At 39.6% G+C, this 23,019-nt stretch carries 26 protein-coding genes; 4 read left to right on the forward strand and 22 right to left on the reverse strand.

The window, feature by feature from the left end:
- Positions 1–16: 16 nt before the first annotated feature.
- Together brnQ and tpiA are read right to left on the reverse strand one after the other, a co-directional pair.
- Entirely contained in the window at positions 17–1,312 is a 1,296-nt protein-coding gene (brnQ, locus tag L5B76_RS06030) for a branched-chain amino acid transport system II carrier protein (protein ID WP_265754659.1), read from the reverse strand.
- Positions 1,313–1,515: 203 nt separating this feature from the next.
- Positions 1,516–2,283 carry a triose-phosphate isomerase gene (gene tpiA / locus L5B76_RS06035; RefSeq protein WP_017805179.1) on the reverse strand — a complete coding sequence of 256 codons (768 nt, stop codon included), beginning with the start codon at positions 2,281–2,283 and terminating at the stop codon, positions 1,516–1,518.
- Positions 2,284–2,450: 167 nt separating this feature from the next.
- On the opposite strand from tpiA, the gene L5B76_RS06040 reads away from it, so the two are divergent.
- Both L5B76_RS06040 and L5B76_RS06045 read left to right on the forward strand, forming a co-directional pair.
- Positions 2,451–2,885, forward strand: a complete 435-nt coding sequence (locus tag L5B76_RS06040) for a GNAT family N-acetyltransferase (RefSeq protein WP_265754660.1) — start codon at positions 2,451–2,453, stop codon at positions 2,883–2,885.
- 49 nt (positions 2,886–2,934) lie between these two features.
- A complete protein-coding gene (locus tag L5B76_RS06045) occupies positions 2,935–3,315 on the forward strand; it encodes a hypothetical protein (RefSeq protein ID WP_265754661.1) in 381 nt (126 codons plus the stop codon).
- A gap of 80 nt (positions 3,316–3,395) precedes the next feature.
- Here the strand turns inward: L5B76_RS06045 and L5B76_RS06050 are convergent, their stop codons facing one another.
- The 5 genes from L5B76_RS06050 to L5B76_RS06070 form a co-directional block, all read right to left on the reverse strand.
- Positions 3,396–4,238: a cysteine ABC transporter substrate-binding protein gene (locus L5B76_RS06050; protein WP_265754662.1), complete on the reverse strand. Its 843-nt coding sequence runs from the start codon at positions 4,236–4,238 to the stop codon at positions 3,396–3,398.
- Complete coding sequence (locus L5B76_RS06055) at positions 4,222–4,986, reverse strand: amino acid ABC transporter ATP-binding protein (RefSeq protein ID WP_265754663.1); 765 nt, start codon at positions 4,984–4,986, stop codon at positions 4,222–4,224. Before L5B76_RS06055 ends, L5B76_RS06050 begins: the two co-directional genes overlap by 17 nt.
- Positions 4,987–4,998: 12 nt before the next feature.
- On the reverse strand, positions 4,999–5,667 hold the full coding sequence (locus tag L5B76_RS06060; RefSeq protein ID WP_265754665.1) for an amino acid ABC transporter permease: 669 nt from the start codon (positions 5,665–5,667) through the stop codon (positions 4,999–5,001).
- A gap of 2 nt (positions 5,668–5,669) precedes the next feature.
- Entirely contained in the window at positions 5,670–6,332 is a 663-nt protein-coding gene (locus L5B76_RS06065; protein ID WP_265754666.1) for an amino acid ABC transporter permease, read from the reverse strand.
- A 306-nt stretch (positions 6,333–6,638) separates the two neighbouring features.
- The gene (locus L5B76_RS06070; RefSeq protein WP_265754667.1) at positions 6,639–7,685 is read right to left on the reverse strand and encodes a glycosyltransferase family 9 protein; all 1,047 of its coding nucleotides are present in this window, start codon (positions 7,683–7,685) and stop codon (positions 6,639–6,641) included.
- Between the two features lie 93 nt (positions 7,686–7,778).
- Here L5B76_RS06070 and L5B76_RS06075 point away from each other — a divergent pair, with 93 nt between their 5' ends.
- Positions 7,779–8,507 carry a 3-deoxy-D-manno-octulosonic acid kinase gene (locus tag L5B76_RS06075; protein ID WP_265754669.1) on the forward strand — a complete coding sequence of 243 codons (729 nt, stop codon included), beginning with the start codon at positions 7,779–7,781 and terminating at the stop codon, positions 8,505–8,507.
- Positions 8,508–8,582: 75 nt separating this feature from the next.
- On the opposite strand, the gene L5B76_RS06080 is transcribed toward L5B76_RS06075, so the two are convergent.
- The 15 genes from L5B76_RS06080 to L5B76_RS06150 all read right to left on the reverse strand — a co-directional run bounded on the left by L5B76_RS06080 (position 8,583) and on the right by L5B76_RS06150 (position 21,707).
- Entirely contained in the window at positions 8,583–9,932 is a 1,350-nt protein-coding gene (locus L5B76_RS06080; RefSeq protein ID WP_265754670.1) for an MFS transporter, read from the reverse strand.
- A gap of 12 nt (positions 9,933–9,944) precedes the next feature.
- The gene (locus tag L5B76_RS06085; protein WP_265754671.1) at positions 9,945–10,739 is read right to left on the reverse strand and encodes an inositol monophosphatase family protein; all 795 of its coding nucleotides are present in this window, start codon (positions 10,737–10,739) and stop codon (positions 9,945–9,947) included.
- A gap of 178 nt (positions 10,740–10,917) precedes the next feature.
- Positions 10,918–11,346, reverse strand: coding sequence for a F0F1 ATP synthase subunit epsilon (locus L5B76_RS06090; protein WP_115248763.1), 429 nt, complete (start codon positions 11,344–11,346; stop codon positions 10,918–10,920).
- A 39-nt stretch (positions 11,347–11,385) separates the two neighbouring features.
- A complete protein-coding gene (gene atpD / locus L5B76_RS06095) occupies positions 11,386–12,759 on the reverse strand; it encodes a F0F1 ATP synthase subunit beta (RefSeq protein ID WP_103854309.1) in 1,374 nt (457 codons plus the stop codon).
- A gap of 16 nt (positions 12,760–12,775) precedes the next feature.
- Positions 12,776–13,645 (reverse strand): F0F1 ATP synthase subunit gamma, encoded by an 870-nt coding sequence (atpG, locus tag L5B76_RS06100; RefSeq protein ID WP_035688897.1) that lies wholly within the window; start codon positions 13,643–13,645, stop codon positions 12,776–12,778.
- 22 nt (positions 13,646–13,667) lie between these two features.
- Positions 13,668–15,209, reverse strand: coding sequence for a F0F1 ATP synthase subunit alpha (gene atpA, locus L5B76_RS06105; RefSeq protein WP_035688894.1), 1,542 nt, complete (start codon positions 15,207–15,209; stop codon positions 13,668–13,670).
- Between the two features lie 12 nt (positions 15,210–15,221).
- Positions 15,222–15,770 carry a F0F1 ATP synthase subunit delta gene (atpH, locus tag L5B76_RS06110; protein WP_035688891.1) on the reverse strand — a complete coding sequence of 183 codons (549 nt, stop codon included), beginning with the start codon at positions 15,768–15,770 and terminating at the stop codon, positions 15,222–15,224.
- A 13-nt stretch (positions 15,771–15,783) separates the two neighbouring features.
- On the reverse strand, positions 15,784–16,254 hold the full coding sequence (gene atpF / locus L5B76_RS06115) for a F0F1 ATP synthase subunit B (RefSeq protein WP_017806727.1): 471 nt from the start codon (positions 16,252–16,254) through the stop codon (positions 15,784–15,786).
- A 73-nt stretch (positions 16,255–16,327) separates the two neighbouring features.
- On the reverse strand, positions 16,328–16,582 hold the full coding sequence (gene atpE / locus L5B76_RS06120; protein ID WP_005539567.1) for a F0F1 ATP synthase subunit C: 255 nt from the start codon (positions 16,580–16,582) through the stop codon (positions 16,328–16,330).
- Between the two features lie 76 nt (positions 16,583–16,658).
- On the reverse strand, positions 16,659–17,447 hold the full coding sequence (gene atpB, locus L5B76_RS06125; protein ID WP_265754674.1) for a F0F1 ATP synthase subunit A: 789 nt from the start codon (positions 17,445–17,447) through the stop codon (positions 16,659–16,661).
- A 22-nt stretch (positions 17,448–17,469) separates the two neighbouring features.
- A complete protein-coding gene (locus L5B76_RS06130; protein WP_265754676.1) occupies positions 17,470–17,853 on the reverse strand; it encodes an ATP synthase subunit I in 384 nt (127 codons plus the stop codon).
- A gap of 139 nt (positions 17,854–17,992) precedes the next feature.
- Entirely contained in the window at positions 17,993–18,628 is a 636-nt protein-coding gene (gene rsmG / locus L5B76_RS06135) for a 16S rRNA (guanine(527)-N(7))-methyltransferase RsmG (protein ID WP_265754678.1), read from the reverse strand.
- On the reverse strand, positions 18,628–20,517 hold the full coding sequence (gene mnmG / locus L5B76_RS06140; RefSeq protein WP_265754679.1) for a tRNA uridine-5-carboxymethylaminomethyl(34) synthesis enzyme MnmG: 1,890 nt from the start codon (positions 20,515–20,517) through the stop codon (positions 18,628–18,630). The genes rsmG and mnmG overlap by 1 nt, the downstream gene beginning before the upstream one ends.
- Before the next feature lie 467 nt (positions 20,518–20,984).
- The gene (gene mioC / locus L5B76_RS06145) at positions 20,985–21,428 is read right to left on the reverse strand and encodes an FMN-binding protein MioC (RefSeq protein ID WP_265754680.1); all 444 of its coding nucleotides are present in this window, start codon (positions 21,426–21,428) and stop codon (positions 20,985–20,987) included.
- 60 nt (positions 21,429–21,488) lie between these two features.
- A complete protein-coding gene (locus L5B76_RS06150) occupies positions 21,489–21,707 on the reverse strand; it encodes a cell division protein ZapB (RefSeq protein ID WP_103854316.1) in 219 nt (72 codons plus the stop codon).
- A gap of 155 nt (positions 21,708–21,862) precedes the next feature.
- On the opposite strand from L5B76_RS06150, the gene glpX reads away from it, so the two are divergent.
- Positions 21,863–22,876 carry a class II fructose-bisphosphatase gene (gene glpX / locus L5B76_RS06155; RefSeq protein ID WP_103855677.1) on the forward strand — a complete coding sequence of 338 codons (1,014 nt, stop codon included), beginning with the start codon at positions 21,863–21,865 and terminating at the stop codon, positions 22,874–22,876.
- The last annotated feature ends 143 nt before the right edge of the window (positions 22,877–23,019 follow it).

Consider the following 23,019-nt stretch of genomic DNA (forward strand, 5'->3'; position numbering starts at 1 on the left):
TGGCAAGTATGGCGAATTATGATTTTTTACCTTTAAATAAGATACTTAAAATTATTGTTAATAAAGTTGGCAACAACCAAGTTAAACCTTCTTGGTGCAATGGAATTTTATCTAACATCGTTTGGATAAAGTGCGGTAATAATTCCATATTTTTTAAGCTATCCGCAATACTAAATAAGGCCGTTACCGCAATAATCAAGCCAAATCCATTACGACTGATACCCAGTTTTTCACGTAACAATTGCATTGCAACAAGCATAATAGCTATCGGATAAATCAATAATAAGGCTGGAATAGTTACACGTAATAAGGTGTTTAAACCAGTTTCAGAAATAATAATCGTACTGATGGTAAATAAAATAATAAAAAAAGTATAATTTAAACGTGGATGAAATTTAGAGAAATAATCAGCACAGGCACTGGTTACCCCAACAAGGGTAGTAAGACTAGCGAGCAACACAATACCGCTCATAATCCACGATCCCCCTACACCAAATAACGCATTAACATATTGTGCGAAAAGTTGGCCACCATTGCTTGAGGTTTTTGCCACTTGTTCGCCTGTTGCACCTAAATAGAATAAGCAGAAATATAATAAGCTCAGTAGCACCACTGAAACTGTGCCTGCGGTAAGGGTATAGCGCACGATCGCGCGGTTGTCAGACACGCCTTTTACCGCCAAAGCGCGAGCCACAATGCCCCCAAAGGCCATTGCAGAAAGTACGTCCATTGTTTGATAGCCGCTAATTAATCCCGTTGCTACGGCAGAATGATCTTGATATGCGCCACTCGGCTCAATCACTGGAGAAAGCGGTGCGTGGATCACTTGGAAAGCCACAATCACTAATAATACGAGTAGTATTGGTGCCATAAATTTCCCAATACTGGAAATCATTGTGCTACGACCAAGCATAAAGCTCATTCCAATCAGGTTAAATACCGTAGCAAAGATAATATGAGAATATTCCCCCGAAATTAAATTAAGCGGTTGCCAGGCCATTTCATAAGCAACATTGGTTACTCTTGGCATCGCAAAGGTTGATCCGATCACCAAATATAAGATAGTCCAAAAGGTAACGTGCGCCCATTTAGGTAAATCTACAGATAATGCTTCACCACGTCCTTTTAGCGTTACCACAATCAGGGTGATAAAAGGCATAAAAACGCCAGTTACTAAAAAGCCTAATGCTCCCCAAAACCATAAATTCCCTGCTTGATACCCTTCCATTGGTGGGAAAATAATATTCCCTGCGCCTAAAAATAGGGAAAAAATCATCATTCCCAATATTGCTACATCTTTTCCAGATAACATTTTACTGATCCTTAAAAATAAAGTATTAATGATTATATTAACCTATGTTTACAAGACATTTGTCTAAACAAGGGCATTTTTATAGATATTTATTAGAGAATTGTCAAGAAAGGATCGTATTTGCAAAAAAATTTGAAGGTACTGATAAAAAAATTGCAGTATAAAACCAAATTTGTACTGCAATTTTTAGATAATATCAAAAATTAGTTTTTCGCCGCAGCTGCCGCTTTCACGATCACCGCGAATGCAGGCGCTTTTAATGACGCGCCGCCTACTAATGCACCGTCAATGTCTGGCTGGGTGAATAATTCTGCGGCGTTGGCATCATTGACTGAACCGCCGTATTGAATGATCACTTGATCTGCCACCGCTTGAGATTTTGCTGCGATATGGCCGCGAATAAAGGCGTGAACCGCTTGCGCTTGCGCTGGAGTTGCTGATTTGCCTGTGCCGATCGCCCAGATTGGCTCATAAGCAATGACTGCGCCATTGAATGCTTCTACGCCTAATGCGTTGATCACGGCATCAATTTGGCGTGCGCACACTTCTTCCGTTTTGCCTGCTTCGTTTTCCGCTTCAGATTCACCAATACATAACACTGGCACTAAACCAGCTTCTTTCAGTGCGGCAAATTTTTTCGCAATAAATTCATCGCTTTCTTTGTGGTAAGTACGGCGTTCAGAATGGCCGATGATGATGTATTTCGCACCAAAATCTTTTAACATTGCAGTTGAAATATCACCGGTGAACGCACCTTGTACGTTTACATCAACATTTTGTGCGCCTAAGGCAATTTGGCTGCCTGCAAGTGCGGCTTCAGCTTCGGCTAAATACATCACAGGCGGTGCAATTGCCACATCACAACCATTTACGCCCGCTAATTCTGCTTTTAAGCCTTCGATTAGCTCTTTGGTAAACGCTTTGCTACCGTTTAACTTCCAGTTACCCATAACTAAAGGACGACGTGCCATAATTTTTCTCCATAGTAATTAACAAAAAATAACCGCATTACTATATCAAATTTTTTCTGCGCTTCCGTTGATTTTAGGCAAATTTAAAAAATTTTTTTGTGAAAAGATGATTATTGTGCATTAAAAAGCTACAATCTACTGTATGGATTTCACAAAAAATCATCAATATGAAAATTTTTAAAGCTGAACAATGGAATTTAGAGCTATTGCTGCCCCTTTTTGAGCAATATCGACTTTCACAGGGTATGGCGGAAAATCCTGACCGCACTTTAGCCTTTCTCACCAACCGTATTCGCTTTAGTGAAAGCATTTTCTTCCTTGCGGTGGACGCTCAAAACCAAGCGCTTGGTTTTATTCAGCTTTATCCTCGCCTTTCTTCCTTACAACTGCAACGCTATTGGCAACTGACGGATATTTTTGTGCTGCCGCAACAAAATTCTACGGAAATTTACACCGCACTTATCGCCAAAGCCAAAGAATTTGTGCGTTACACACAATCTACACGTTTGGTGGTGGAGCAAGATCCGCAGCAGCAATCCTTGCTAGAAATGGCGGGCTTTCGTGCCAATCCCGAAAAACAGATTTTTGAACTTCGGCTGTAATCAAAGGTCTAATTTTCACCTTAATCACAATCCAATTTGGAGAACTATTATGAAATCAGTAAAACACATTCTTTCTGCCTTAGTGGTTGGCTCAGCGGTGTTAGCTAGCGTGCCAAGCTATGCGGCAGACTGCGCAGTCACTAACGTAAAATTTAAAAAAGGCGCATCATCAGCCAATTACAGCGGTAAAATCAAAGGCTGGCAATGTCGTAGCTATGCGTTTTATGCTAAAGAAGGGCAAACCTTAACCGTAAAATTAAGCGGCAAAGGCGCAGCGGAAGCCATTATCTACGGCGAAGATGATTTCGCACCAAACACGCCATATATTTTACCAAGAACAGGGCGCTATGAAGTGCGCGTGCTACAACCGAAAGCACAATCCATCAAAAAACTTACATCAAGCTATAAGATGAATATTAAAATTCAATAAACTAATGCTCTAAAAAGAAAAAGTGCGGTGGAAATTTGTTAAATTTTTTCACCGCACTTTTTTATTTCTTCAATTTAAACTTAATAAGCCACTAACACTTCTTTTTCGCTGATGGTGTTGCCATAAACAGGCAATAAGGTTTTGTCGTAAGCTTGTTTTAACACGCCTTCTTTGCCTAATTTTTCAATTTCTTGATCTAACCAAGCGAGCAATTCGGTGTCGCCTTTTTTCACCGCTGGAGCGATAAAATCTTGATCGCCAAGGGTTTTAATGCCAACGGTAAAACCTGGGTTTTCTTTTGCCCAAGCAAACAGCAAGGTGTTGTCGTGGGCGAGCGCATCACCGCGTCCATCTCTTAAGGCTTCAAAGGTTTCCGTGTTCTGTTCAAATTTTAATAATTTGATGTTCGGATAATGTTTGCTGAAGTAAGCATCTGCCGTGGTGCCTTTGTTCACCAATAAGGTTTTGCCTTCTAACTGATTGATGTCGGTAATAACCGCGCCGTCTTTTGACACCACGCCCAACGCCACTTGCATATAAGGCTTGGCAAAATCCACCACTTCTTTGCGCGCTGGGGTAACGGTGAAGTTGGCGAGAATAATATCCACTTTGTTCGATTGCAAATATTCCACGCGGTTTGCGGCTTCCACCAAAACATATTGCACTTTGTTTTCATCACCTAGCAAATCTTTACCAATGGCTTTTGCAATTTCTACGTCAAAACCTTGGCTTTTGCCCTGGTTATCCACATAGCCAAAAGGCGGTTTATCGCTAAAAACGCCAATGCGCACGCTATCGGCTTTTTGTAGCTGTTGCAGACGATTTTGCGCGCTATTGCTTTCGTTGTCATTGCACGCTGTTAGGCTTGCAGCAAGCAGGGTGGTAGCAAAAAGTGCGGTGATTTTTTTAAATGTTTTCTTCATAGTCTATTCCTCTTGGTTCATAGTTTAAGATGTTTAAGAACGTTTTTGCCCGATCAGAATTCGGGTTGGTAAAAAAGCGATCTGGCGTGTTTTCCTCCACGATTTTTCCTGCGTCCATAAAAATAATGCGATCTGCCACTTGGCGCGCAAAGGCCATTTCGTGGGTTACAATCAGCATTGTCATTCCCTCTTTGGCAAGCTCTAAAATCACATCTAGTACTTCACGCACCATTTCAGGATCAAGGGCTGCGGTAACTTCATCAAACAACATAATTTCTGGGTTCATACACAAAGAGCGAACAATGGCGATACGCTGTTTTTGGCCGCCTGAAAGCTCGCGCGGATAGGCATTTTTGCGATCCAGCAAGCCCACACGTTTAAGTAATTCATCAGCTTGCTTTTCCACTTCCGCACGGGAACGCTTTTGCACTTTCATTGGGCCGAGCAAAATATTGTCGATCACCGAAAGGTGAGAAAATAATTCATAGCTTTGAAAAACCATTCCAATATGTTGGCGCGCTTGTACCCAAGGCACTTGTTTGCCTAACACGCCTTGATCTTGCAAGATGATTTCACCACCTTGAATGGATTCCAGCCCATTAATGCAACGCAACAAGGTGCTTTTCCCGCAGCCTGAAGGCCCAAGCAACACCACCACTTCGCCCTTTTTTATGGCTAAATCAATGCCTTGAAGTGCGGTGGTTTTTTCGTATTTTTTTACCAGTTGATTAATTTCTAATAATGCCATTTTGATTTCCTTTTATTGCTCCCAACGATTTTCTATATAACGAGAAAAAATGGACAAGGGATAACAAATTGCGAAATATAAAAGAAAAATAAGTCCATAAATCCAAAATGCCGCAGAAGGATCGGTAAATAACGAGGTTTCAATAATTTGTTGCCCCACTTTCACCACTTCTAGCACGCCAATTAACATTGCCAATGAACTGGTTTTAATCATTCGGGTAAATAAATTAATCGCACTTGGCGTAACGCGCTTTAAACTTTGTGGTAGCAGCACATATAAAAAGGTTTGTGTACTATTTAATCCCAAGGCATAAGCAGATTCTCGTTGATGTTTTTCAATGGAATTTAATGCACTGCGCATTAAATCGCCCATTTCAGCCGTTCCCCAAAAAATAAAGACGAAAATACATACTGCAATGCCGTTTAAATGAATATTCAACCACTTAGCCAAACCAAAATAGGCAATAAATAACCACACTAGTAAAGGAATAATTCGCACCATTTCTAAATATAAACGACAAATTCCTTGGATTATTTTATTTCGGCTAGTCATTGCAATGCCAAGTAATATGCCTAACAGGCAAGAGAATAATACGGAAATAAATGCAATTTCAGCTGTAACCGCTAAGCCATTTAATAATCGTTGTAAATTATTTCCTTCTAATAAAATAGCTAATCCCATTATTAAATGCTCCCATATTTTGCATAACGGCTACATTTCTCTAAATAATGAATAAGAAACGAAACTGGCAATAAAATAATGAGATAAAATACCACCAATAAAAATAATGCCTCGTTAGTTTTATAATCTAGGCCAATTAATTCTTTCGCCATAAACATTAATTCCGCAATAGCAATCGCACTGGCGATAGAGGTTTCTTTCATTAAAAACAGACAGTTTGCACCAATGGCAGGCAGGGAAAGGCTCAAGGCTTGTGGCGCAATCACATAAATAAAGGCTTGTGTGGGCGTTAATCCTAAGCTCAGGGCTGATTCCACTTGCCCTTTTGAAACGCTCTCAATCCCTGCTCGAATCGCCTCAGCCATATAACTTCCCCCAAGAAAACTTAAGCCAATAATGGCGCAAGTAAACCCATCTAACTTAATTCCCAATTTGGATAAACCAAAATAGAGAAAGAAAAGTTGGATCAACAAAGGCGTATTGCGCGAAAGTTCAATATAGGCTTTGGCGAGCGAATTAAAAAAACGAATGTTGTAGCTGGTAGCCACCGCACACAAAAGCCCAATAATGAGAGAAAACACAATACTCCAAAACGAGAGCTGCAAAGTAATAATGCTGGCATCAATAAATTTCGGAATATTGTCAAAGACATACTGCCAATTCATTTTCCTTCCCTGTTGAAGTCATAAACTGGCAATCATTCTAAACAACGGAAGAGTGAATTTAAAAAGAATAAAAAATTATTGGTTAGATGATTTGGTTATATAAAGCTCATATAAAGAAACTTCCGACATTTCTGTACTTGAAGTAATAACTCATTCTACAGAAGCATTAATGGGATAGATAAGAAATATTTTCCATTATTTTTGAAAGAATGTGAATTTCGGTTTAACTTTGGATTACCAAAAGAACCGTCAAAAAACTACTATTATGGTGTGGAATTTGGGGCTTATCTAATACAACCTCAATATTTATTGAATAAAGCCCATCTGGCGCATTTTCTCTAATACGTCTGCCACAGAAATTTGTGCCATTAAATCTTTGCCTTTCAATTTGGTTGCCCAAGGTAATTGGCTAGAAGGTTTACCAAATTCTTGCAGGGCATTTTGTTCATACACGGAAACCACTTCGGGCAAATTATTATAAGGCCCTGTGCGTAGCGGGTTATGGTAAGCATACAATCCGATCACAGGTTTGCCTTGAGCGGTGGCAATATGTGCTGGGCCGCTATCGGGTGCGAGCAGTAAATCTGCCATTCCGATTAAGGCACTTAATTCCAATAATGAGGTTTTGCCGCTCGCATTCACAGGCTGAAAATCACACAGCGCGATGATTTCTTCGATCATTGCTTGCTCTCTTGGCGCAGGCGAGCCACACAAAATCACATTAATATTCTGACGATGCGCGATATTGGCAATTTCTGCATAGCGTTCAGCCAACCAATCTTTTTCTGATTTGCTTGAACAAGGAGAAATGAGCAGATTTTTTCTTGTCGGATCAATAAATTGCTGAATGGCGGAAATTTCTTTTTCGCCAATGGCTAAATCCCATTTTGGGGTTTCCACAGGCAAGCCTAAATATTCCACAAATGCCCAAAATCCCGCTAAAACGTGCGGATTAGTTGGTTCATTAATTTTACGATTGGTAAATAACCATTGCCCTTCTCGCGCACGGTTTTTGCTAAAACCCACTTTATAAGTGGCTTTGATGCCTAAAGAAATCATTGAAGCACGCAAGGCTGTTTGCATATTTAATAGCACATCAAAATGTTCGCCACGCAAGGTTTTCCATAAAGCTAAAATGCCTTTCCAGCCGGTTTTTTTGTCATACGGAATAAAGCGAATCCCTTTCACATTTTGCAATAACTGCATTTCGGTTTTGCCCACAATCCAAGTGATTTGAGTATCTTTCCAATAACGCTGAATTTGTTGTACCGCTGACAACGCATTACACACATCACCAATGGCGGAAAGGCGTAAAATACAAATGGATTTAGGGGGCGTGGAAAAAAGTGCCATAGATTTCCCTTACTTTTTCTGCTTAATGTAGCATTCTTTTTTATTTTCAGTAGAATATTTTTATTGATCTATTCTATAAGAAATCTGCCCAATATGCTTGAACTGCAACAGCAAAACCAATATTTTATTTTTAATCTGGAAACACAACCTGTTGATCCCAGCGCTTATTTTGATCCGCAATTTTGGCAGCAACAGCAGCGTATTCTTGGTTCAGCCAAAGGGCGGGGGACAACTTGGTTTGTGCAAAGTGCGGACCTTTTTGGCGTAAATTGTGCCTTGCGCCATTATTATCGCGGTGGTTTATTTGGTAAGTTGAATAAAGATCGTTATGGGTTCCACGATCTTCAGCACACGCGCAGCTTCGCCGAATTTCATTTGTTAAATAAATTACATCAAGACGGACTCCCCGTGCCAAAACCTATTGGCGCAAGAGTGATTAAAGGTAAAGCGGGCATTTGCTATCAAGCGGATTTACTGAGTGAAAAAATCGAAAATGCGCAAGATCTCACCGCACTTTTGCAGCATCATTCTTTATCTGCTGAAAATTGGCAGCAAATCGGCCATTTAATCCGCCAATTACACGACCGACAAATCTGCCACACCGACCTTAACGCCCATAATATTTTAGTCCAACATTTCGCCACACCAGAACAAAAATACTGGCTGATTGATTTTGACAAATGCGCCGAAAAATCAGGCAATAACTGGAAAGCCAAAAATCTCGCCAGATTACACCGCTCTTTTATCAAAGAAAAAGGAAAATTAGGCATTCAATTTAGTGACAATGATTGGGGAAATGTTGTTTTGGGGTATAAAGGATAGGATTTTCCAACGTATAACTTATGACTATATTTACAAAAAAGTGCGGTAGTTTTTACCGCACTTTTTATTTAAAAGCTAAGCTACATCTTTTGATTTTCTAGCTTGATATACAACTAAAATTGAGAAAATAATTGCGGCAACAACGGAGAGTAAATCAGCACCTACCCAGAAATAAGCAAGGGAATCAAAATCATAAATTTTATTACCTGCCGAATCAATAACCGTTGTTTTATCAATCATAAAACCTGTTAAAAATTCACCCGCTGCTGCACCAGCGTAACCAAATACACCCATCATTCCCAAGGCAATTCCCGATGCTGATTTGTGGGAAATATCTGTTGCTAACAACCCACCTAAGAAGCAAAGTTGAATACCTAAAGTAATACCAAAGACAGAAAGTGCGCCAATAGCAAGCCAGGTGTTACCTGCAGGAACAAATAAAAATGCTGCAAGAGAAAGAGCATTGAGTAAACTTACTATCACCGTCATAATATTTCGTTTACCTTGCAAGAAACGATCTGACAACCAGCCTGAAACAATTGTCCCTAAAATACCAACAATACTGTTTACGCTAATGATCGATGCGGCTTCTAATGTTGTATAGCCTTTTCCATTTTCAAGGAAAAATACGCCCCAGCTATTTACACCATAACGACCAATATACATACAGCAAGAAGCCACTGCTAACACCCAAATGGCAGGATTTTTAATAACGTCCCATTGATGTTTCAATACTTCTTTATTATCTAACTCCTCTGTTTGTTTATCCATTGTAATAATCGGTTTAAAGCCACAAGCTGCTGGCGAGTCTTTCATAAACATTATTGCAACCAACACGCCCAATAATCCCATAATACCCGCAAAACTAAAACCAAAGCGCCAACCGAAAGTAGTAATAATTGCAGCAGTAACGACAAAGGTTATCCCTTCACCTACATTATGAGCAACTGACCAAAATCCATAGTAAGAACCTCGTTCTTTATCATCATACCAACGTGAAAGTGCTACCACACAAGGACCTACGCCCATTGATTGTACCCAACCGTTAAATCCCCAAATGATAGTAAGAAAAATAGCACTGGTCGTCATTCCCATGGCAAAATTACATAATGCGGAGAAAAATAATCCTACCGAAAGGTAACGTACAATATTTGAGTGATCTGCTACTGCACTATTAACAAATTTACCAACTGCATAGGTAATAAAAATAGCAGAACCTATAACCCCAAGTTCTGTTGGAGTTAAAATATTATTATTGACTAAGGCTGGCTTAGCGACATTAAAAGATAAACGACAAACATAATAAATAGCATAAGCAAAAGAGAATGCCCAAAAACTTTTCATTCTTGTGCTTTTAAACATTGCCTCGGTGTAATCTTTAAGTGGAATAGCTGGGCTTGCTTTGAAAAAATTTAAAATAGACATTGTATTTTCCTCCTATAAAGTTAAGGATCGAATAGCTTCAAGCTGATTAAATATGCCTTGACTGCTAGCAAGAATATAATTTCCTTTTAATAATCCATCATTTGCTAAAAAGTCATTGGTTTGTCCACCAGCCTCTTGAACTAATAAAATACCGGCAAGGCAATCCCACGCATTGATATGCGGTTCAAAATAGCCAATTAATCTGCCTGCCGCGACATAAGCCAAGGTTAATGCCCCTGAACCATTACGGACAAACATTCCTCCTTCTTTTAATACTTGATCAATAACTGGCACAAATGTACTCTGTGGAACACGATGAGACATTCCCAATCCAACTAATCCCTCTTGCAAAGAAGTCGCTTTTGATGCAGATAAAGGAGCTTCATTAACAAACGCACCTTCACCTTTCATCGTATGAAAAAGCTCTTTATGCAATGGATCGTAAATCAGCCCAATAACAATTTCCTGTTTGTAAAGCACTGCAATAGAAATACACCAAGCCTGCAGGCCATATAAAAAAGGACTTGTGCCATCAATGGGATCAACCACCCAGCAAAAGTCCTTATCAAGCCCATCGGCACCGGATTCTTCACCTAAGAAGCCATCATCAGGAAAGTGGGCTTTTAATGCAGTTTTAATCTCTTTTTCAACATTTTGATCAGCGATGCTTACTAAATCTTGTGCTTCTCCCTTTTTATGCTGAATGTTAAGTTTGTCTCTATTTAAGTAGAATGAGAGTGCTATTTCCCCCACATTCTTAATGAGATCTTTTGCAAAAACATAACGTTGCTGTATATGGCTATTCATATGTCCCCCTTTTGTTTCATACCCAACAAAATTAGAACATATATTTCAATATATAAAAACATCAAAATTTTTGTTTTGAGAGATGTTTCACAAAATATTTTTAGACAAGTTTTGACTAGGAAAAGAAAAACCACCCGAAGGGTGGTTTTTTAGATACAGTAAAGAAAGTGCGGTAAAATTAGCGTTTGTTTTTGACTAATTTTTCTGTCAGTTCGTAAGCGCGTAGTTTTGCTAATTCTTTAGCAAGTTGAGAGGCGAGCATTTCGTAGTTTGCGTCTTTTGCGCTAGATACAATGTTTTGTTCTGCGCGGCGTTTCGCTTCTAAAATACGATCTGCGTCAAGCTCTTTACCACGGATTGCGACATCTGCGAGGACGGTAACGACATTCGGTTGAACTTCTAAAAAGCCACCTGAAACGTAGATAACTTCTTCATTGCCATTTTCTAAAGTCAATTTGACGATACCCGGTTTGATTGCCGTTAATAATGGGGTGTGGCCCGGTAAGATACCAAGCTCCCCTTCAATCCCTGTGGCTTGAATGCTTTTTACTTGACCAGTAAAAATGCTTTCTTCTGCACTTACAACCGTTAAATTTAATGTTGCCATTGTGATTCTCCTTCAAGTGTTTAATCAGGCTTGAAGTGATTACATATTTTTGGCTTTTTCTAGCACTTCATCAATAGAACCAACCATATAGAACGCTTGTTCTGGAATATGGTCATATTCACCTTCTAAAATACCTTTGAAACCGCGAATAGTGTCTTTTAATGAGACATATTTACCCGGTGAGCCAGTGAACACTTCTGCAACGAAGAACGGTTGTGATAAGAAACGTTCGATTTTACGCGCACGTGCTACCACAAGTTTATCTTCTTCAGAAAGCTCGTCCATACCAAGAATTGCGATGATGTCTTTCAATTCTTTGTAGCGTTGTAAGATACCTTGTACGCCACGCGCTACATCATAATGCTCTTGGCCAACCACTAATGGGTCTAATTGGCGAGAAGTTGAATCAAGGGGATCTACCGCTGGGTAAATACCTAATGACGCAATTTGACGGCTTAATACAACCGTTGAGTCTAAGTGCGCAAAGGTGGTTGCAGGCGATGGGTCAGTTAAGTCATCGGCTGGTACATAAACCGCTTGTACAGAGGTGATAGAACCTGTTTTGGTAGAGGTGATACGCTCTTGTAATGCCCCCATTTCTTCTGCTAGGGTTGGTTGGTAACCTACTGCAGATGGCATACGACCTAATAATGCAGATACTTCTGTCCCTGCTAGGGTGTAACGATAAATATTATCCACGAAGAATAATACATCACGGCCTTCATCACGGAATTTTTCTGCCATAGTTAAACCGGTTAATGCAACACGCAGACGGTTACCTGGTGGCTCGTTCATTTGTCCGTAAACAAGGGATACTTTGTCTAATACGTTAGATTCAGTCATTTCGTGGTAGAAGTCGTTACCTTCACGGGTACGTTCACCTACCCCTGCAAATACAGAATAACCTGAGTGTTCGATCGCAATATTACGGATTAATTCCATCATATTTACGGTTTTACCTACACCCGCACCACCGAATAAACCAACTTTACCCCCTTTTGCAAATGGGCAGATTAAGTCGATAACTTTGATCCCTGTTTCAAGCAATTCCGTGCTGTTTGCTTGATCTTCATAGCTTGGTGCAGGTCGGTGAATTGACCAAGTTTCTTCTGCACCAATTGGGCCTTGTTCGTCAATTGGTTCACCCAGTACGTTCATAATACGTCCTAGGGTTTTTGTTCCCACTGGAACGGAAATTGGTTTGCCTGTATTAGACACGGATAAACCACGTTTTAAACCATCTGATGAACCCATTGCGATACAACGTACGATTCCACCGCCTAATTGCTGTTGAACTTCAAGCACTAAGCCTGTTTCAACGTTTAAGGCATCATATACTTTTGGTACTGCATCTTGTGGAAATTCAACGTCAATAACCGCACCGATGATTTGTACAATTTTTCCAGTTGCCATTATCGATCCTCTTTACTTAAATTGCCGCTGCACCAGCAACAATTTCATTTAATTCATTTGTAATACTTGTTTGGCGAGCTTTGTTGTAAACTAATTGCAAGTCTTTAATTAAGTTTCCTGCATTATCAGTTGCCGCTTTCATCGCCACCATTCGTGCCGCTTGCTCAGAAGCCAAATTTTCAACTACCGCTTGATACACTTGAGATTCTAAATAACGAACCAATAAACTATCTAACAACACTTTTGGATCAGGTTCGTAAATATAGTCCCAAGATTGTGCGCTTTCACCTAAATCATCATTATCTAATTCAGGTAAAGGAACAAGTTTTTCTAAAGTAGGTTTTTGCGACATTGTGTTGATGAACTTATTGTAAGCAATGTAGATGGCATCTAATTTGCCTTCTCTATAAGCATCAAACATTTCATTTGCCGTACCAATTAATTCTTCAACAGAAGGCGTATCGCCCATTCCTGAATTTTGTGTAGCAATATTCAAGCCAAGGGATTGGAAAAACCCGATACCTTTTGCACCGATTAAACCCAGTGAAACTTCTACTTGTTTTTCTTTCCAACCTTTGATTTCTTGAAGTGCGGTCTTAAATAAGTTGATATTTAAACCACCACATAATCCACGATCTGTTGAAACAAGTAGGATACCTACTTTTTTCACTTCTCGTTCCACTAAAAACGGATGTTTGTAACCAATACTGGCTTTTGACACGTGGCTAATCACGCGGCGTATGGCTTGAGCATACGGGCGTGAAGATGACATTCGATCCTGCGTTTTACGCATTTTCGATGCTGCAACCATTTCCATTGCCTTAGTAATTTTTTGCGTACTTTGAACACTGGAAATTTTGGTTCTTATCTCTTTTGCACCTGCCATTGATGTTCTCCGTTAATGTGAATTACCAAGCACTGTTTGCTTTGAAATTGTCTAAAATCGCTTGCAATGTTGCTTTGATTTCATCATTGTAATCGCCAGTTTTGGTTAATCCGTCCATAAAATCAGCATAGTTATGTGCTGCATATTCTAAAAGAGCAGATTCAAAAGAAGCGATACGATCTAATTCAACATCTTCTAAATAACCAAATTCAACGGCAAATAATACTAATGCTTGCTGTGCAACGCTTAATGGAGAATATTGTTTTTGTTTCAATAATTCTGTTACTTTCTGACCGTGAGAAAGTTGTTTGCGTGTTGCATCATCAAGATCTGAAGCAAATTGTGCGAATGCTGCTAATTCACGATATTGCGCAAGTGCGGTACGAATACCACCCGCTAATTTTTTGATGACTTTAGTTTGTGCTGCACCACCCACACGAGATACCGAAATACCTGGGTTTACCGCAGGACGAATACCTGAGTTAAATAGGTTAGATTCTAAGAAAATCTGACCATCGGTAATGGAAATTACGTTGGTTGGTACGAAAGCTGATACGTCACCTGCTTGGGTTTCAATAATTGGTAATGCAGTTAAAGAACCTGTTTTACCTGTTACTTTACCTTGTGTGAAACGTTCAACATATTCTGCATTAACACGAGAAGCACGCTCAAGTAAGCGAGAGTGTAAATAGAATACATCACCTGGGAAAGCTTCACGACCTGGTGGACGACGTAATAACAATGAAATTTGACGATAAGCAACCGCTTGTTTAGATAAATCATCATAAACGATGAGCGCATCTTCACCACGATCACGGAAATATTCACCCATTGTACAACCTGCATAAGGCGCTAAATATTGTAACGCGGCAGATTCTGATGCGGATGCCACAACCACGATAGTATTTTGTAATGCGCCGTGTTCTTCTAATTTACGCACTACGTTAGCAATGGTTGATGCTTTTTGACCAATCGCCACATAGATACATTTAATGCCTGAATCTTTTTGGTTGATGATAGCATCGATAGCTAATGCGGTTTTACCTGTTTGACGGTCACCGATAATTAACTCACGCTGACCACGACCGATTGGCACCATTGAGTCCACGGCTTTATAACCAGTTTGAACAGGCTGATCAACAGATTTACGATCAATAACCCCTGGTGCGATAACTTCAACAGGCGCATAACCATCGTTTTCAATTTCACCTTTACCATCAATTGGCTGACCAAGGGTATTCACCACGCGGCCTAATAAACCGCGGCCTACTGGCACTTCAAGAATACGTCCTGTACATTGAACTTCCATACCTTCAGAAAGATCAGTATAAGGCCCCATTACAACCGCACCTACCGAATCACGCTCTAAGTTAAGTGCCATTGCATAACGATTGTCGGGTAATGCAATCATTTCCCCTTGCATTACATCGCTTAAACCGTGGATACGAATAACCCCATCGCTCACAGAAACAATGGTTCCTGTGTTGCGTGGTTCGCTCACCACGTTAAATTCGGCAATGCGTTTTTTAATTAATTCACTAATTTCAGTCGAATTTAGTTGCATCTTTTATTCCTCTTATAATTGCAACTCATTTGCAAGACGAGCCAGTTGCCCACGGCTACTTCCGTCAATGACAAAATCATCTGTACGAATAATAACACCAGCAATCAGTGCATTATCTACGCTGCAATTTAATTTAACTTTACGAGCAAGTTTCTTTTCCATTGCGGCTGCAATTTTAGCTTGTTGCTCTGCACTTAATGGTTGAGCTGAGATGACTTCCACATCTGCAATCGCTTGGTGTTCACTCACATAATGTTGGAACAGTGCAAATACCGCTGGAAGTACAGTTAAACGCTTATTTTCAGCCATTAACCGAATCAAATTTTGCCCATATTGATCAAGTTGGTCGCCACAAATTGAAATCACCGTATCAGCAACTTTGCTGGCAGATAAATCACCTGTTAGGAAATCTTGCATCTCTTTATTTTCAACAACTTGAGAAGCAAAATTTAGCATTTCTGCCCATTTTTCCACCGCACTTTTGTTTTGTGCTTGTTGCTCGATAGCAAAATCAAATGCTGCTTTTGCATAAGGGCGAGCTATGGTAGTTAATTCTGACATAAGCCCAACCTTCTTATAGTTCTGCAACTAATTTTTCAATAATGTCATTGTTTGCCGCTTCATCAACCGTGCGACCCACAATTTTCTCAGCACCTGCAACCGCTAAAGAGGCTACTTTCGCTCGTAATTCTTCTTGAACACGTTTACGCTCTGTTTCAATCTCAGCGTGGCCTTGTTCAATAATTCTTGCTTTTAATGCTTCTGCTTCAGCTTTCACTTCTTCTAGGATTTCGTTGCGACGTTTATTCGCTAAATCCACAATTTCTTGTGCTTGAAGTTTCGCTTGATTAATTTCTTGCTCCACCAATGTTTTGGTTTCAGCTTGCTCTTTTCGTGCGACTTCTGCTGCAGCTAAAGCATTAGCAATTGAGCTTTGACGCTCTTCAATTGCTTTAATAATTGGTGGCCAAACATATTTCATACAAAACCACACAAATAGTGCGAATGCAATAAGCTGACCAATTAATGTTGCATTTAAGTTCACAACGCCCTCCTCAATAATGTCATCAATGTTACCCGTTTAGGGTAAAGCTTGGTTGTACAAACAACGCTGACAATTATTGTAATAATCCGATGAATGGGTTTGCGAAAATGAAAAGTAACGAAATACCTACTGCAATCATTGCAATAGCATCTAAAAGACCAGCAACGATAAACATTTTAGTTTGTAAGCTACTTGCTAATTCAGGCTGACGCGCAGAAGATTCTAAGAATTTGCCGCCTAAAATCGCAAAGCCAATTGCTGTACCTAATGCTGCGAAAGCAAGTAGGATTGATGCACCAATAATCGTAGCTGTAATTACAGTTTCCATAGTTTTCTCCGTTAGATTTAAGAAAGTCAGCCTAACTGGCTGGGTTAGTTAATAAAAATCGTTAAATAATCTGTGTTTAATGTTCCGCTTTGTTGTAAGCGATACTTAAATAAACAATCGTTAGCATCATAAAGATAAACGCTTGTAAGGTGATAACCAAAATATGGAAAATCGCCCACGCAAGATGTAATGGAATGCCGAGTGAAGCAATCGCCATATTGGCACTATACATTACGGCAATCAAAATAAAGATAAGCTCACCTGCGTACATATTCCCAAACAAACGGAAACCTAATGAAATAGGTTTAGCAAGCAAAGTTACAGATTCAAGAATTAAGTTTACTGGAATGAAAGCCCAGTGATTGAAAGGGTGGAGCGTATATTCTTTAACAAAACCACTCAATCCTTTCGATTTGATGGTATAGAAAATAATGAGGAAGAATACACAAATAGCCATACCAAGGGTTGCGCTAATATCTGCCGTTGGAACAGCTCTTAAATAATGAACACCGAATAAATTTGCCACTTGTGGTAAGAAATCCACAGGGATTAAATCGATGGCATTCATAATGAACACCCAGCAGAAAATGGTTAGCCCTAATGGTGCAATAACATTGCGTGGCCCGTGGAAATTTTCTTTTACCACACCATCAACCCATTCTACGATCATTTCTACAAAGCATTGCAATTTGCCTGGTACGCCAGAAGTGGCTTTTTTACCCACTTTATAGAAAATAAAAAGGAAAATAACGGCAGATACCGCTGAAAAGAAAAGCGTATCTAAGTGAACGTGCCAGAAAGAATCCCCTGTTTTAAGAAATTCTAAATGGTGTTGAATATACCCTGCGGTTGTAAGGTCAGACATAGTTAATCCCTTGAAATTTAAACTAAATTCTAAAAAATTTACTTACCATTAAAGGCATCAGGTTATTTAGTAATAACCCTAAAAAATAACCAGAAAAGAAAGTAATATAATTCATTTCAGCAAAAAATTTGAATGCTAATACGATAAAAATGATCGTACATATAAATTTTATTGCCCCACCTCGATAAAATGTGGTTAATTTATGATTGTTTTTCTGCTTTATAAAAAACACCAGAAAAACAAATAAACAATGCGGAACAAAAATCGCTAATGATCCGAGCAAAAAAGACCCCGCACTTACGGATTGCGATGTGCTTAACATTGCAAAAATGACAATAAAAACGAGCAATTCTATGCTCAATGCAACCTGATATTTCTTTTTAACTTGTTTTATGATTGCAGACATTTGTCACTTTGTTTAAAAATCAAACGAACCTAACTTAAAATAGCCTATTAATTATACTCAAAATGGATTAGATAGCAATAAATAGACTATACAATAACTTGTTTATTTTATTATAAATTCAAAAAAGGTTCAAAAAATTTTAACCTTTATTTAACAAAACAAGGTTTCTTTCGCCAATTAATTCTGGAACTGTTAAGTTGATCACATTTTTTATCACAAAATCGGCTGATAATTGCTCCACTTCGTCTTGATGATATTGTCCTTTTAGGGCATAAAAGATGCCATTTTCATCAACCAAGTGCTGGCACCAGTCGGTCATATCTTTTAATGACGCAAAAGCGCGGCTTAATACACCATCAAATAACACTTCAGGCTGATAATCTTCAACTCGGCTTAATACTGGAATTACATTGGTAATACCAAGCTCACGCAAGGCATTACGGATAAAGCTAATGCGTTTGCCTAAACTATCTAACAACACAAAGGTTTTATCTGGATTAATAATGGCTAAAGGCAAGCCGGGTAAGCCTGGCCCTGTTCCCACATCAATGAATTGCTCACCTTGTAAGTAAGGACTGACAACAAGGCTATCCATAATATGTTTCACTAACATTTCCTGCGGATCACGCACAGAAGTGAGGTTGTAAGCCTTATTCCATTTATCCAACAACGCCACAAGCTTAACAAGCTGATCTTTTTGCTGATCGCTCACAGAAAGTGCGGTGCTTTTTAGCAGAAAATTTAATTTTTCTTTAAGTTGTTCGATGTTAGCCATTATTCACCACGCTTTAACATACCTTGTTTTTTCAGATTTACCAATAAAATGGAAATGGCCGCAGGTGTTACGCCAGAAATACGGCTTGCTTGCCCAATTGAGGTTGGGCGATGTTGCATTAATTTCGACCGCACTTCATTAGATAACCCAGATACCGCATCATAATCAAAATTATCCGGAATTTCGGTATTTTCATAACGTTTTTGGCGTGAGATTTCTTCTTGCTGATGCTCAATATAACCTTGATATTTAATCGCAATTTCCACTTGTTCTGCCGCTTCTTTATCTTCAATTGCAGGCGCAAATGGAGTTAATTGAGTAAGAGATTGATAATTCACTTCTGGACGGCGTAATAAATCTTCGCCACTTGCCTCACGAGTTAATGGGCTATTTAGCAATTCATTAGCTTCGGCCAAATATTCAGAACGTGGATGCAACCAAATGCTACGCAAACGCTGGCGCTCTAATTCTATATTTTCCATTTTTTGATTAAAACGCGCCCAGCGTTTTTCATCAATTAAGCCAAGTTTATGTGCCGTTGGGGTTAAACGAATATCTGCATTATCTTCACGCAGCAATAAACGGTATTCCGCACGGGAGGTAAACACGCGATAAGGTTCTTTGGTGCCTAAGGTACAAAGATCGTCCACTAACACGCCAATATAAGCTTGATCACGATGCGGATACCAGCTGTCTTTATCTTGCACATAAAGCCCTGCATTAATTCCTGCCAATAATCCTTGCGCCGCGGCCTCTTCATAGCCTGTCGTACCATTAATTTGGCCTGCAAAGAATAAGCCTTTAATCGCTTTGGTTTCTAAGGTAGGTTTTAGATCACGGGGATCAAAATAATCATACTCAATAGCATAACCTGGTTTGATAATGCGAGCATTTTCCAATCCTTTCATTGAATTAACGATGCCCATTTGCACATCAAATGGCAAACTCGTAGAAATACCGTTTGGATAAACTTCATTGGACGTTAAACCTTCAGGCTCAAGATAAATTTGGTGCGAATTACGTTCAGCAAAACGCATCACTTTATCTTCAATGGAAGGACAATAACGCGGCCCTATTCCTTCGATTACACCGGCATACATCGGGCTACGATCCAAATTATTACGGATCAATTCGTGGGTTTGATCGTTGGTATGGGTGATATAGCAAGGAATTTGGCGCGGGTGCTGATCCACTGATCCCATAAAAGAAAAAACCGGTAATTTTGCATCGCCGTGTTGTTTTGCTAGCACATCAAAATTAATGGTTCTTGCATCAATACGCGGTGGGGTGCCTGTTTTTAAACGATCCACGCGCAAATTCAGATCGCGCAGACGATGAGCTAGACTTACTGAGGCAGGATCGCCTGCACGTCCACCCGCATAATTTTCCATACCAATATGGATCTTACCCGATAAAAATGTCCCAGCGGTTAAGATCACCGATTTAGATCTAAACTTTAATCCCATTTTGGTTTCTACACCCGCAACGCGATCTTGTTCGATCAAAATATCTGTTACTTCTTGTTGGAAAATATCTAAATCCGGTTGATTTTCTAACGCGATCCTTACCGCTTGGCGGTATAACACGCGATCCGCTTGCGCACGCGTAGCGCGTACTGCAGGGCCTTTACTGCTATTTAAAGTACGAAATTGAATACCGGCTTGATCCGCCGCAGTGGCCATTAAACCACCCATAGCATCAATTTCTTTGACTAAATGCCCCTTACCAATGCCACCAATGGCTGGGTTACAAGACATTTGCCCTAATGTATCTACATTGTGCGTTAATAATAATGTTTTTAATCCCATTCGTGCTGGCGCAAGAGCTGCTTCTGTACCCGCGTGTCCACCACCAATCACAATCACATCATAACTTTCCGTATAAAACATAATAACCTTAATTGCGTGATAAATTTGATCTTCATAAAAGTAACCGCGTATTCTACATCAAATTGATCGTTGCTTAAATCGAAGATTGAAGATCCGGTGAATTTTGTTCTCTCGATCAAAGGAGCAGAAAGAAGATCCTTGCCTTATTAATATAAGATCTCTTTTTATATATAAAGATCTTATTATGATAATTATTAGGATCGTTGATCCTTGTGCATAAGGCAAATTTTCGCTTAAAAATAAAGGAGTTAGATCCTTTTTTAGGTTGTTTAGATCACCCATTGATCTAGCTGTATATGTTGTGAGTAAAAGCAAAAGTTATCCACAATCAAGCTTTTCCTTATTTTTATTTACAGAATAAATACAATATTTAGACAAGTTTTTACTGAGTTATCCACAGGGTAGTGGATGAGAGATCATTAAAAGAGAGAATGGTGATCTGATGAGATGATCATCAGATCTGAAGATTAAAAATGAGATAAAAAAGTTGGGATCCAATTTTCGGCATACTGTTCTTGATCGTCCACTGCAAGGACATCAATTTTTAAAGGATCGCAAATTTGCACCGCACTTTGTTGGGTTAAACATTCTTGTACAATGTTCACCGCATTGCAGAAGGTATCATAATCGGAATTTCCTAACCCGATCACCGCAAAGCGCAAATGGGATAAATCTGGTTTTTGTGCGCTAATTTCATCAAACAACGGTTTAAGATTATCAGGCAATTCGCCAGCACCGTGGGTGGAAGTGACAATCAACCAAAGATTTTCATCAGCCACTTCAGCAAAATCAGGCCCGTGCAACAGTGCGGTGGAAATTTGCTGAGTTTCTAGCACTTGCTGTAAATGTTCAGCCACATATTCTGCGCCGCCGAGGGTGCTGCCAGTTATTAAACATACTTTTTTAGTCATTTTTACTCCTAAAAAATAAGGCTTAGATAATCACCTAAGCCTTTATTTTTATTCTGAAAATTAAACGTTATCAATACGACCTAACAAAGAGCGTAAACGTTCTTGCCAGTTTTGATGTTCGCTCTTAAGTTGCTCATTCTCATTGCGTAATGATTCATTTTGTTGTTGCGCTTGGCTATTTTTTTCTTTTAATTCTTCAACTTCTAATTGAAGTAATTCAATGGTTTCAACTGCTTGTTTAATTTTTGCTTCAAGTTGGTCTAAAATTTCTAACGACATAGTGGATTCCTTTTAAAAAATGGTTAATGAACATAGATGTGTGCTTATTCTACCTGAGTTTGTTGATTTCGCAAAAAATTTTATCTTTTTATAACGCAATCGTTTGCGAAAGTGATAGAATACGCCGATTTTTAAACAACCAAAGGATCAAAAAAATGAATAGAGCATTAGCCATTGAATTTTCTCGAGTTACTGAAGCCGCGGCACTTGCTGGTTTTGCTTGGTTGGGGCGTGGAGATAAAAATGCTGCCGATGATGCGGCGGTGCAAGCGATGCGATTGATGTTAAATCAAATTGAAATGCGTGGCGAAGTGGTGATTGGTGAAGGCGAAATTGATGAAGCGCCAATGCTCTATATTGGGGAAAAAATTGGTACAGGGGCTGGCGAAGAAGTGTCTATTGCCGTTGATCCCATTGAAGGCACAAGAATGACCGCAATGGGGCAACCGAACGCTCTTTCCGTGTTAGCTGCAGGGGGAAAAGACACCTTTTTGCGCGCGCCTGATATGTATATGGAAAAATTGGTAGTTGGTCCTGAAGCCAAAGGAATGATTGACCTAAACTTACCGCTGGAACAAAACTTGCGCCGTGTGGCATCAAAAATGGGGAAATTGCTTTCTCAATTAACGGTGATCACCTTAGATAAACCACGTCACGCGGAAGTGATCAAAAAAATGCAGCAGCTAGGCGTGAAAGTCTTAGCCATTCCCGATGGCGATGTGGCCGCGTCAATTTTATGTTGTTTGCCTGACGGTGGCGCAGATATGCTTTATGGTATTGGTGGTGCGCCTGAAGGGGTGGTCGCTGCCGCAGCCATTCGTGCTTTAGGGGGCGAAATGCAGGCGCGTTTAATTCCACGTCATCAAGTCAAAGGCAGTTCGCCAGAAAATCAATCCATTGCCGCTGATGAAATTCGCCGATGCCAAGAAATGGGCATTGAAGTGAACCAAGTGCTGAAATTAGAAGATTTAGTGCGTGATGACAATCTTGTTTTTTCCGCCACAGGAATCACCAATGGCGATTTACTTAAAGGTATTCACCGCCGTGGCAATCTTGCTACCACAGAAACTTTGCTCATTCGTGGCCGTTCACGCACCATTCGCCGTATTCAATCGGTGCATTATTTAGACAGAAAAGACACCGCACTTTACCGTTTAATTGATGCCTAACGGAATTTTTAGTTGCTTTATGCCCATTAGGCGGAAATTTTCTGCCTAATGGGTTTTTAACGCCAATTACCACAGATCAAAGTGCGGTGCTTTTTTTTATTATTTTTCAATTTGTTATTTCTCTTCCCATCGCCTATTTGAGA

This window comes from Avibacterium sp. 21-594, from assembly GCF_026226815.1.
Lineage (GTDB): Bacteria > Pseudomonadota > Gammaproteobacteria > Enterobacterales > Pasteurellaceae > Avibacterium > Avibacterium avium.